Annotated in this window: 10 protein-coding genes; 2 read left to right on the forward strand and 8 right to left on the reverse strand. The window is 72.3% G+C overall.

Going from position 1 to position 10,527, the window contains the following annotated elements; all coding sequences use genetic code 11:
- Positions 1–192 precede the first annotated feature (192 nt).
- From ACESL7_RS08200 to ACESL7_RS08210, 3 genes are all read right to left on the reverse strand, one after another.
- A complete protein-coding gene (locus ACESL7_RS08200) occupies positions 193–1,035 on the reverse strand; it encodes an enoyl-CoA hydratase/isomerase family protein (RefSeq protein ID WP_372892829.1) in 843 nt (280 codons plus the stop codon).
- Positions 1,036–1,141: 106 nt separating this feature from the next.
- Positions 1,142–2,203 carry a phosphotransferase gene (locus tag ACESL7_RS08205; protein ID WP_372892830.1) on the reverse strand — a complete coding sequence of 354 codons (1,062 nt, stop codon included), beginning with the start codon at positions 2,201–2,203 and terminating at the stop codon, positions 1,142–1,144.
- A gap of 46 nt (positions 2,204–2,249) precedes the next feature.
- Complete coding sequence (locus ACESL7_RS08210) at positions 2,250–3,059, reverse strand: TIGR03084 family metal-binding protein (RefSeq protein WP_372892831.1); 810 nt, start codon at positions 3,057–3,059, stop codon at positions 2,250–2,252.
- A gap of 115 nt (positions 3,060–3,174) precedes the next feature.
- Between ACESL7_RS08210 and ACESL7_RS08215 the strand changes: the two genes are divergently transcribed.
- Entirely contained in the window at positions 3,175–4,263 is a 1,089-nt protein-coding gene (locus tag ACESL7_RS08215; protein WP_372892832.1) for a CaiB/BaiF CoA transferase family protein, read from the forward strand.
- Positions 4,264–4,394: 131 nt separating this feature from the next.
- Positions 4,395–5,099 carry a nitroreductase gene (locus ACESL7_RS08220; protein ID WP_372892833.1) on the forward strand — a complete coding sequence of 235 codons (705 nt, stop codon included), beginning with the start codon at positions 4,395–4,397 and terminating at the stop codon, positions 5,097–5,099.
- 103 nt (positions 5,100–5,202) lie between these two features.
- On the opposite strand, the gene ACESL7_RS08225 is transcribed toward ACESL7_RS08220, so the two are convergent.
- From ACESL7_RS08225 to fdhF, 5 genes are all read right to left on the reverse strand, one after another.
- On the reverse strand, positions 5,203–5,559 hold the full coding sequence (locus ACESL7_RS08225; RefSeq protein WP_372892834.1) for a DUF5368 domain-containing protein: 357 nt from the start codon (positions 5,557–5,559) through the stop codon (positions 5,203–5,205).
- A gap of 15 nt (positions 5,560–5,574) precedes the next feature.
- On the reverse strand, positions 5,575–6,894 hold the full coding sequence (locus tag ACESL7_RS08230; protein WP_372892835.1) for an NAD(P)/FAD-dependent oxidoreductase: 1,320 nt from the start codon (positions 6,892–6,894) through the stop codon (positions 5,575–5,577).
- A gap of 185 nt (positions 6,895–7,079) precedes the next feature.
- Complete coding sequence (locus ACESL7_RS08235; RefSeq protein WP_372892836.1) at positions 7,080–7,295, reverse strand: formate dehydrogenase subunit delta; 216 nt, start codon at positions 7,293–7,295, stop codon at positions 7,080–7,082.
- On the reverse strand, positions 7,285–8,085 hold the full coding sequence (fdhD, locus tag ACESL7_RS08240; protein ID WP_372892837.1) for a formate dehydrogenase accessory sulfurtransferase FdhD: 801 nt from the start codon (positions 8,083–8,085) through the stop codon (positions 7,285–7,287). The genes ACESL7_RS08235 and fdhD overlap by 11 nt, the downstream gene beginning before the upstream one ends.
- Positions 8,085–10,527: formate dehydrogenase subunit alpha (gene fdhF / locus ACESL7_RS08245; protein ID WP_372892838.1), on the reverse strand; the 2,443-nt coding region annotated here is incomplete at its 5' end. The genes fdhD and fdhF, both read right to left, overlap by 1 nt.

A 10,527-nucleotide genomic window follows, 5' to 3' on the forward strand; every position in this document is an offset into this window, starting at 1 on the left:
CGAGCTCGCGCAGGGGGCGCTGGTCGAAGCGCATCGCCTTCCCGGCATCGTCGAGAGCTTCTACGCCGTGACGCTGGCGCGGCGCTTTCCCAATCCGCTCCTGCGCGCGCTGGTGCACGGGGCGGCGGGCTGACCCGCCTTCGAACGCCGGCCGTGCGCGCGGCGCCGCATACCGTCCTTCGCCGCGGTCCCCTAGTCGCCCTGCGTCCAGTCGGGTGGGCGTCTGCCGAAGAAGCTCTCGAGCCCCTCGCGGCCCTCGGCGCTGTCGAGCTGGTCGGCGAAGACCTGCGCGGCCATGTCGAGCTGTTCGTCCGGGAAGAGCCCCGGCAGGTCCATGAGGAGCCGCTTGGTCGCCGAGACGGCCCCGGGCGCGCAGAGCCGCGCCTGTGCGCGCAGCGAGTCGAGCTCGGCCTCGAGCGCGGGACCGTCGGCCACGATCACGTCGGCAAGGCCCGCCTGCGCGGCCTCGTCGGCCGAAAGCCGCCCGCCGAGCAGCAGCAGCCGCCGCGCGACGCGGCTGCCGAGGCGCGACATCACCACCGGGGCGATCTGCGCGGGCACCACGCCGATCTGCGTTTCGGAAAACGCGAAGCTCGCGTCGCGGCGCGCCACCACGATGTCGCCTGCCGCGACGAGGCCGCAGCCCCCCGCCACGGCCTCGCCCTCCACGGCCATGATGGTCAGCTGCGGCAGGGTCGCCACCCGTCGCATCAGCGCACCGGTGGTGCGGGAGGCGCGGATCAGCGCCTCGCGTTCCACGTCGCCGTTGGCGGCGGCGCGCAGCATCGAGAGGTCCCCGCCCGCGCAGAAGAGGCCACCCCGCCCGCGGAAGCTCACGCCGCGGATGTCGGGGCGCAGCGCGAGCGTTTCGCAGACCCGCGCGAGGTCGGCGACGCGCTGCGCGGTGAGCGGGTTGCCCTCCTCCGGCGCGTTCAACCAGATGGCGAGCCAGCCGTCGCCCTCCTCGAGGTCGAGCGTCGGCGTCGCGGGGAGCGTCCGGCTCGCGCGGGTGCTGTCGCGTGGCGCGTAGACCATCGGTCCTGTCCTCTCCCCTCCGGCTGGCCGGGGCTGGCCATACCGTCGCATCCCGTACCTAACATACCCGTCCGCCCCGGCCAGTGACCGGCGCGGGCACGTCGGGTCACCCCGGGGTCCGGGCTCCGGCCTCCCGCGCGAGCGCCCAGGCCCGTTCCGACAGCGGCCGTGCCAGCGCACCGGTCTCCGACGCGCGCGGATCGGAGGCGGTACCGTCCTCGGCGCGTTTGGCCACACCCTGCAGGATCGCCGCGATGCGGAAGAGACTGAAGACGAGGTAGAATGTCCAGTCCCCCGGACGCGGCTGCCCCGTCCGCGCAAGATACCGCGCGAGATAGCTCTCCTCGTCCGGGATGCCCAGCGCGGCGAGATCCTCCCCCGCGAGGCCGCGGAAGAGATCGGGCGAGACCCGCCACGCGAGCGCGTGATACGCGAAATCCGCCATCGGATCGCCGAGCGTCGAGAGTTCCCAGTCGAGCACGGCGACGATACGGGGCTCGGTCGGGTGCAGCATCAGGTTGTCGAGCCGGAAGTCGCCGTGGATCACACCCACCGCGCGCTCCTCGGGCATGTGATCGGGCAACCAAGAGATCAGGGTCTCCATGGCCGGATTGGGCGCCGTCTCGGAAGCGCGGTACTGCTTCGTCCAGCGTGCCACCTGCCGCGCCATGTAGGCGCCATGCCGTCCGAAGTCGTCGAGGCCGAGCGCGGCGGGCGAGCGACTGTGAAGCTGCGCGATCACGCGGTTCATGTCGTCGAAGACCGCCGCGCGCTCCGCGCGCGTCATGCCGGGCAGGCGCGGATCGTAAAGAACGCGCCCCGGCACATCCTCCATCACGTAGAAGGTCCGCCCGATCACCGATTGATCTTCACACAGCGCGAGCACCTCCGGCACCGGCACGCCCGATCCTGCGAGCGCACGCATGACGCGGAACTCGCGGTCGACGGCATGCGCCGAGGGCAGCAGCGCCCCCGGCGGCTTCGCACGCAGGACGAGGGACCGCCCGGGCGTTTCGACGCGCCACGTCGGATTGGATTGCCCGCCGGTGATGCGGGTCAGCGTCATGGGGCCGTCGAGGCCCGGGACCGCGGCGGCGAGCCATGCCTCCAGCCGCTCGGGATCGGGCGGGTCGGCGCGCGTCTGGGCGAGCTCGCTCGTCTGCGTCATGGCTCGGTCCTCCCGGCGTTGAGTGGACGCCGGGTGGCGCGCGCTGTCAAGCGCCGGCGGCGGAGGGCGCCTGCGGCCCGCGTGTGCCGGGGCCGGGCGGGGTCTCGCGCGGGCCGGCGAAGCACTGCGCGTGAACCATCCAGTCCTGCGCCACCGGCCCGCGCACCCGGAGCGCCGTATCGGCGACGTTGCGCGTCTGCGTGACCACCTTGCAGAAGTCCGCCGCGGGTCCCGCGATCCGGTCGGGGCAGCCGGCCTCCCCGTAGGTCCAGAGCGCGCCCGAGGGCGCGACGAGCTCCAGCCGCGGCAGATGCGGCGGCGGCGCCAGCCCCTGCACCGCGAAGGACCAGCCGAAGGCGGCGACGCCGAGGTGCACGATGTTGCCGATCCGGTCGTCGTCCGGGCGCGTGGCTCCCAGCATGTCCCAGATCGCCAGCCCGTGCGCCCAGGTTTCCATCTGCCGCGCCGACATGGCACTTTTCGCCGACATCTCCGGCCCGATCCAGGGTACGCGGCGCTTCGGGTCCACCTCGCCCCAGCGCCGCGCCATCTCGCCGGCGTAGGCCGCCCAGGCCGCGCGCAGGACCGGGCCGCGCTCGCGGACGACCTGCGCTTCGTGCAGGCGCCCGCGCCCGGCATCCAGCGCGGCGCGCATCGGCGCCATCTCCGCCGCGAACTGCGCCGGATCGCTGAGGGCGAGGTCCTGCGCACGGTTCCAGAAATGCAGGTGAATGAGGATGTCCTCGGGCGTCCAGCTCTTGAACCCCGTGGGCCGGTGCCAGTCCCCGGGCGCCAGCCGGTCCAGAACCGCGTCGAGCGCCGCGCTCTCGGCGCCGAAATCCGCTGCCTGCTGCATGTCGGGTCCCCCTCTCCTCGCCGCGGAGGGTGGCAGGCTTCGGCGCAGCCCTCAAGCGGGCGGCTTGCACGCGCGTGCCATCCCGCGCAGGCTCGGCCGGGGAGGAGGAGAGGCCATGCTCGAAGGCATCCGCATCGTCGAGATCGAGGCGCTGGGCCCCGCGCCCTTCGCGGGGATGATGCTCGCCGACCTCGGGGCCGAGGTGATCGTGGTGCACCGCAAGGTGCCCGCGGGCACGCCCGGTCTCGGCGAGCGCAGCCTGCTCGACCGGGGAAAGCGCTCCATCGCGCTCGATCTGAAGGCGCCGCGGGACATGGCCGTGCTCGAGGCGCTCGCCGCGCGGTCCGACGGGCTGATCGAGGGTTTCCGCCCCGGCGTGATGGAGCGCCTCGGCCTCGGGCCGGAGGCCGCGCAGGCGCTCAATCCCGCGCTCGTCTACGGCCGGATGACCGGCTGGGGGCAGGCGGGACCGCGCGCGGCCGAGGCGGGGCACGATCTCAATTACATCGGGCTCTCCGGCGCGCTCTGGTATGCCTCGGCGCCGGGCGACGCGCCGCTGACGCCGCCGACGCTGGTGGGCGACATCGGCGGCGGCGCGCTCTACCTCGTCGCCGGCATGCTCGCGGGGCTCCTGCGCGCGAAGGCGACGGGGCAGGGGACGGTCGTGGACGCGGCGATCGTGGACGGCTCGGCGCACATGATGGCGCTCCTGATGGCGATGGCGCCCGAGGGCGCGCTTTCCATGGCGCGGGGGCGGAGCCTGCTCGACGGGCCGCACTGGTCGCGCACCTACGCCTGCGCCTGCGGCGGCTTCGTCTCGGTGCAGTGCCTCGAGCCGAAGTTCTACGCCAACTTCCTCGCCGCCATGGGCCTCGCCGCAGACGCCGACTTCGCCGAGCAGTTCGACGCCGAGCGCTGGCCGCGGCTGACCGCGCGGCTCGCCGGGCGCTTCGCCGAGCGCAGGCGCGACGACTGGGCGGCGCATTTCGCGGGCGCGGAGGCCTGCGTCGCGCCGGTGCTCTCGCCGGAGGAGGCGGCCGGCGACCCGCATCTCGCCGCGCGCGGGACCTGGGTGCGCGCGGGGGACACGCTGCAGCCCGCGCCGGCGCCGCGCTTCGACGGCGCCATGCCCAGCCTGCGCGCGGCGCCCGCGCGGGGCGAGCATGGCGCGGCCATCCGCGCCTGGCTGGAGGGCCGGGCGTGAGCGCGCCGCAGCGAGACGCGCCCGACAGGGCGCATCGAGCGGACAGGGAGGCGCCCGACAGGGCGCGCCGATCGGACGAGGACGCACCCGCCAGCGGGTCCGACGCTACGCCCGACGGCGGGCCCGACAGCGTGCGGGACACCGCGCCGGAAACTGCGCCCGGGGGCGATGCGCTCGCCGCGCTCGACCGGCTCCTCGCCGCGCGCTGGTCCTGCCGTGCCTTTCTCGCCGACCCGATCCCGGAGGCCACGGTCGCCCGCATCGTCGCCACCGCGCAGCGCGTGGCCTCCTGGAACAACACGCAGCCCTGGCAGCTGATCGTCACCCGCAAACCCGAGACCGACCGCCTGCGCGCCGCGCTCCACGCACGCGCGCAGACCGCCGCGCCGGCGCCCGACATCCCCTTTCCGACGGCCTACGAGGGCGTCTACAAGGCGCGCCGCTCGGCCTGCGGCTGGCAGCTTTACGATGCCGTCGGCGTCACGCGCGGGGACCGGGCGGCCTCGGCGCGGCAGACGCTCGAGAACTTCCGCTTCTTCGGCGCGCCGCATGTCGCCCTCGTCACCAGCCCCGCGGCGCTCGGGACCTACGGCGTGCTCGACTGCGGCGCCTTCGTCACCGGCTTCATGACCGCGGCGCAGGCCGCGGGCGTGGCCAGTATCGCGCAGGCCGCGCTCGCCACGCAGGCGCCCTTCCTGCGGGAGTGGTTCGCCGTGCCGGAGGACCGCTGGATCGTCTGCGGCATCGCCTTCGGCCGCGCCGATCCGGCGCATCCGGTCAACGGCTACCGAACGACGCGCGCCAGCCCCGACACGGTCGTGGACTGGCGCGGCTGAGCGCGGCGAGACGGGCGGAGCGAGGGAGACGCCGGAAGGCGCGGCCCGCCCCGCCGCGAAGCGCCCGCCGCCGAAGGGAGGGGCGGCGGCGGGCGAAAGCGGGTCAGCTTTCCTGTTCGGGCGGGGCGATCATCGACTGAACGGTGTAGACGAGGATCGCCGCCCCGACGGCGCCGGCCACCGCCACGCCCAGAAGCACGATGATGTCGATCGGCCCGCCCATGTCGGCGAAGCCCGACTTCGTCACCCAGAAGACGAAGTAGACCGCGGCCACCGCGCCCACCGGCATCGAGAGCTGGGCGAGCAGGAATTTCCGCCAGCTCACCGCGCGGTCGCGGATCAGGATGTAGATGTAGCCGAGCGTGATCACCACCGCCGCCACGACGAGGCCCCAGAAGAGCCACGTGCCGAACATTTCCTCGAAGACGGCGATCAGGGTCTCTACGGTCAGTTCTTCCATGTCGCGTCCTCCTTCTCAGGCCTTGCCGCGCAGCATCGCGTTATAGGTGGCTTTCAGCGCCACCTCCTTCATCAGCCAGCTGATCCAGAGCTCCTCGAGCGGCGCGATCACGCCGGGGAAGCTCGGCGTCAGGTGGTTCTCGTAGTCGAACTCGATCAGCATGGCGCGGCCGACCCGCGTGATGAGCGGGCAGGAGGTGTAGCCGTTGTAGGCGGCATCGGTCGTATCGCCCGCGATCTGCGCGACGAGGTGCTCCTCGATCACGGGGATCTGCCACTTGACGCTCGCGGCCGTCTTGCCCTTGGGCACGCCGGCCACGTCGCCCGCGGCGAAGACCTCCGGGTAGCGGCGGTGGCGCAGCGTCTTCTGGTCCACCTCGACCCAGCCCTGATCGACCCAGCGATCGGCCCAGGAGAGACCCGACTGACGCACCACCTCCGGCGCGCGCATCGGCGGGATGATGTTGGTGAAGTCGAAGGGGATCTCTTCCTCGCCCTCGGGCGTGTCGAAGGTCAGCACCTTGCGCCCCGGATCGACCGCCTTGATGACGTGATCGTAGCGCCGCTCGACGCCGCGGTCGTCATAGAGCATCTCGACCTTCTCGTTGACGATCGGCACGCTGAAGAGGCTGCCGGAATGCGCCGCGTAGGTGATGTTCGTGGCCCCGCGCGTGCCCTTGCGCCGCGCGTAATCGTCGGTGAGGAAGGTGTACTTGAGCGGCGCGCCGGCGCATTTCATCTCGGTCGCCGGGCGGAAGAAGACGGCCTCGCCGCCCTCATCGGTGAAACGGTCCATCGCGGCCCAGGTCCTGGCCGCGTACTCGGGGCCCGCATAGACCGCGCCGATGCCGTTCTCGCCCACCATGTCGAGCGAGAAGCCCTCGATCGCGTCCCAGTCCATCGTGATGCCGGGCGCGACGATCAGGTAGTCGTAATCCAGCATCTCGCCCCCGGCGAGACCCACGGTCTTCGCCTCCGGGTCGATCTCGGCGGCGTACTCGGGCTTGAGGTCCACGCCGTCGGGCAGCCACTGGGTCGTGGTGCTGACGGAATAATCGGCGGGCTGCAGCCCCGCGGCGATCAGGGTGAAGCCCGGCTGGTACCAGTGCTCGGCGCGTCCGTCCACGATGGTGATCCGCGCGCCATCGAGGCGTTCGACCAGCCGGTTGGCCAGCGCGGTGCCGGCGGCGCCGGCACCAAGGATCACGATATGGGCGTTCGTGCGCACCTGCGCGCGGGCCGGGCGGCCCGGCCCCGCAAGCGCCAGGGCCCCCGCGCCGGCCGCGAGGCCGAGGAAGCCGCGGCGGCTGGCGGTGAAATCTCTGGAATCGGTCATGCGTCTCCTCCGCGTCATATGACGGATATGGAATACGACTGCATGCCGCTGCGTTGACCCAGATCAAAAAGGCGTGACGCGGCCGCATCATTTTCGCGAAAGGTGGCCGCTCATCGGCCCGCGGCCGGGCCTCTTCGCGAGATGCGCCCGCACGGGCGCGCCGAGCGTGTGCAGGGGCGCGGCGCTCAGGCCGGCGCGCGCATCCGTCCCGCCGCCTCGACCACCAGCGGGTCGAGATCGGCATGGCCCGCTTGCACGAGGGCCAGAAGCTGCCGGCGCATCCGCGGCTCCCAGAAGTCCTCGAGGTGCTTCGCCACCCGCGCCGCGTGATCGCCGCCGGGCTGCGCCTTGAAGAAGGTGGCGATCTGGTTGGCCATCCGGGCGAGCTTGTCAGGCGACATGCGGGGGCCTTTCCACGATGCGGTGCGGGTGAGCGGCGATCTCGAAGGCGCCGTCGCGCGCGCGGGCGACGAGGGTCAGCCCCGCCTCCTCGGCAAGGCGCACGGCGGCAGCCGTGGGGGCGGAGACGGCCATGATCGCCGGCGCGCCCATGGCGGCGGCCTTCTGCACCATCTCGATCGAGACGCGCGAGGTCAGGACGACAGCCCCGCGCCGCGCGTCCACACCGCTGCGCGCGAGCGCGCCGGCGAGCTTGTCGAGCGCGTTGTGCCGGCCCACGTCCTCGCGTGCCGCGACGAGCCCCTCGCCCGGCACCCAGAGCCCGGCGCCGTGCACCGCGCGCGTCGCGTCGTGCAGCGGTTGCGCCGCGCGCAGCGCCTCCATCGCGCGGGGGATCTCGGCGCGGGGCAGGGCGAGCGGCGCCGTCACCTCCGCGGCCGGGCGCGCCGCCGCCTCGAGGCTGTCGATCCCGCAGAGCCCGCAGCCCACGGGCCCCGCCATCGCACGGTGCCGCGCGGTGAGCGCCTCGGCCCGGTCGTCCGCCAGCCACATCCGGCACTCGATCCCCTGCGGGTGTTCGACCACCTCCAGCTCGGCGATGTCGGAGAGGTCGCGCGCGATCCCCTCGGTCAGGGTGAAGCCCGCCGCGAAATCCTCGAGATCCGCGGGCGTCGCCATCATCACCGCCTGCGTCGTCCCGTTGTAGACGAGCGCGACCGCCGCCTCCTCGGCCAGCGGCCGGGGCGCGGGCGCCCTCGCGTGCGCCACGGGCGAGAGGCGGGGCGCCGCCATCACTCCGCCGCCGGCAGGATGCGCCGCGCGCGCTCGGCCTGTTCGGCATAGTCGCGCTGCCATTCGGTCGGCCCGTTCGAGGGCGCGACCTGCACCGCCGTGACCTTGTATTCCGGGCAGTTGGTGGCCCAGTCGGAATAGTCGGTCGTCACCACGTTGGCCTGCGTGTCGGGGTGGTGGAAGGTGGTATAGACCACGCCGGGGGCCACCCGGTCGGTCAGATGCGCGTGCAGCGAGGTCTCCCCCTTGCGGGAGGCCACCTTGACCCAGTCGCCCTCGCGCACGCCGCGCACCTCTGCGTCATGCGGATGGATCTCCAGCACGTCCTCCTGATGCCAGACGGTATTGGCTGTGCGCCGGGTCTGCGCGCCCACGTTGTACTGCGACAGGATCCGCCCCGTCGTCAGCAGCAGCGGGAAGCGCGGGCCGGTCCGCTCCTCGGTGGCCACGTATTCGGTGACCATGAAGCGGCCCTTGCCGTTGGCGAAGGCCTCGGCATGCATCACCGGCGAGCCCTCGGGCTTCGCCGCGTTGCAGGGCCACTGGACCGAGCCCTTTTCGTCCAGCAGCGCATAGGTCACGCCCGCAAAGCTCGGCGTGGTGGCGGCGATCTCCTCCATGATCTCGGCGGGGTGGGTGTAGTCCCAGTCCGCCCCCATGGCGTTGGCCAGCAGCAGCGTCACCTCCCAGTCGGCGTAGCCGTTCTTCGGCGCCATCACCCGGCGCACGCGGTTGATCCGCCGCTCGGCGTTGGTGAAGGTGCCGTCCTTCTCGAGGAAGGTGGAGCCGGGCAGAAAGACATGCGCGTAATTCGCCGTCTCGTTCAGGAAGAGGTCGTGCACGATCACGCAGTCCATCGCGGCAAGGCCGGCAGCGACGTGATGCGTGTCGGGGTCGGACTGCAGGATGTCCTCGCCCTGGATGTAGATGCCCCTGAACTCGCCCGCGACGGCGGCATCCAGCATGTTGGGAATGCGGAGCCCCGGCTCGGCGTCGATCGTCGCGCCCCAGATCTTCTCGAAGACCTCGCGCGCGGCATCGTCCGAGACATGGCGATAGCCCGGCAACTCGTGCGGGAAGCTGCCCATGTCGCAGGAGCCCTGCACGTTGTTCTGTCCCCGGAGCGGGTTCACCCCCACGCCGGGCCGGCCGATGTTGCCGGTCGCCATGGCGAGGTTGGCGATCGCCATGACGGTGGTGGAGCCCTGGCTGTGCTCGGTCACGCCGAGCCCGTAGTAGATCGCGCCGTTGCCGCCCATGGCATAGAGCCGGGCCGCCGCGCGCAGCTCCGCCGCCGGCACGCCGGTGAGCGCCTCGGTCGCCTCGGGCGAGTTGCGCTCTTCGGCGACGAACCCGACCCAGTCCTCGAACGCCTCCAGATCGCACCGGGTTGCGACGAAGTCCTCGTCCACCAGCCCCTCGGTCACGATGACATGCGCCATCGCCGTCAGCACGGCCACGTTGGTGCCGGGGCGCAGCGGCAGGTGGTGCGCGGCCTCCACGTGCGGCGTGCGCACCAGGTCGATCCGCCGCGGGTCGATCACGATCAGCTTCGCGCCCGCGCGCAGCCGCTTCTTCAGCCGCGAGGCGAAGACCGGGTGCCCGTCGGTGGGGTTCGCCCCGATCACCACGACGACGTCCGAGGCCTCGACCGAATCGAAATCCTGCGTGCCGGCGGAGGTGCCGAAGGTCGTCTTGAGCCCGTAGCCCGTGGGCGAATGGCAGACCCGCGCGCAGGTGTCGGTGTTGTTGTTGCCGAAGACCGCGCGGATCATCTTCTGCACCAGGTACGTCTCCTCGTTGGTGCAGCGCGACGAGGTGATGCCGCCGATGGCCTGCCGCCCGTGCGTCTCCTGAATGGTGCGCAGCCGCTCCGCGGCGAAACCGATCGCCTCCTCCCACGACACCTCGCGCCAGGGCTGCTCGATGCTCTCGCGGATCATCGGGTTCAGGATGCGGTCCGGGTGGCTCGCGTAGCCATAGGCGAAGCGTCCCTTGACGCAGGAATGCCCCCGGTTCGCCTTGCCGTGCTTCCAGGGCACCATGCGCACGAGCCGGTCCCCGTTCAGCTGCGCCTCGAAGGAGCAGCCGACCCCGCAATAGGCGCAGGTCGTCACCACCTTGCGGTCCGGCGTGCCAAGCTCATAGGTGCTCTTTTCCTGCAGCGTCGCGGTCGGGCAGGCCTGCACGCAGGCCCCGCAACTCACGCATTCCGAGCCCAGGAAATCGTCGCCCGCCATGCCCGCCGAGACGCGGCTGTCGAAGCCCCGGCCCTGGATCGTCAGCGCGAAGGTGCCCTGCACCTCCTCGCAGGCGCGCACGCAGCGCGAGCAGACGATGCACTTCGACGGGTCGTAGGTGAAATAGGGGTTGCTTTCGTCCTTCGGCAGATACCGCGCGTTCGTCTCGCCGCCTGCGCGGGCGAAGACGTGGTTCTCGCCC

The organism is Rhodosalinus sp. (assembly GCF_041685465.1).
Taxonomy (GTDB): domain Bacteria; phylum Pseudomonadota; class Alphaproteobacteria; order Rhodobacterales; family Rhodobacteraceae; genus Rhodosalinus.

Excerpts from the sequence above, each read along its gene's own strand:
- ACESL7_RS08230 (WP_372892835.1), bottom strand. The coding sequence starts at position 6,894 with ATGACCGATTCCAGAGATTTCACCGCCAGCCGCCGCGGCTTCCTCGGC.
- ACESL7_RS08225 (WP_372892834.1), bottom strand. The coding sequence starts at position 5,559 with ATGGAAGAACTGACCGTAGAGACCCTGATCGCCGTCTTCGAGGAAATG.
- ACESL7_RS08200 (WP_372892829.1), bottom strand. The coding sequence starts at position 1,035 with ATGGTCTACGCGCCACGCGACAGCACCCGCGCGAGCCGGACGCTCCCC.
- ACESL7_RS08205 (WP_372892830.1), bottom strand. The coding sequence starts at position 2,203 with ATGACGCAGACGAGCGAGCTCGCCCAGACGCGCGCCGACCCGCCCGAT.
- ACESL7_RS08215 (WP_372892832.1), top strand. The coding sequence starts at position 3,175 with ATGCTCGAAGGCATCCGCATCGTCGAGATCGAGGCGCTGGGCCCCGCG.
- fdhD (WP_372892837.1), bottom strand. The coding sequence starts at position 8,085 with ATGGCGGCGCCCCGCCTCTCGCCCGTGGCGCACGCGAGGGCGCCCGCG.
- ACESL7_RS08235 (WP_372892836.1), bottom strand. The coding sequence starts at position 7,295 with ATGTCGCCTGACAAGCTCGCCCGGATGGCCAACCAGATCGCCACCTTC.
- ACESL7_RS08210 (WP_372892831.1), bottom strand. The coding sequence starts at position 3,059 with ATGCAGCAGGCAGCGGATTTCGGCGCCGAGAGCGCGGCGCTCGACGCG.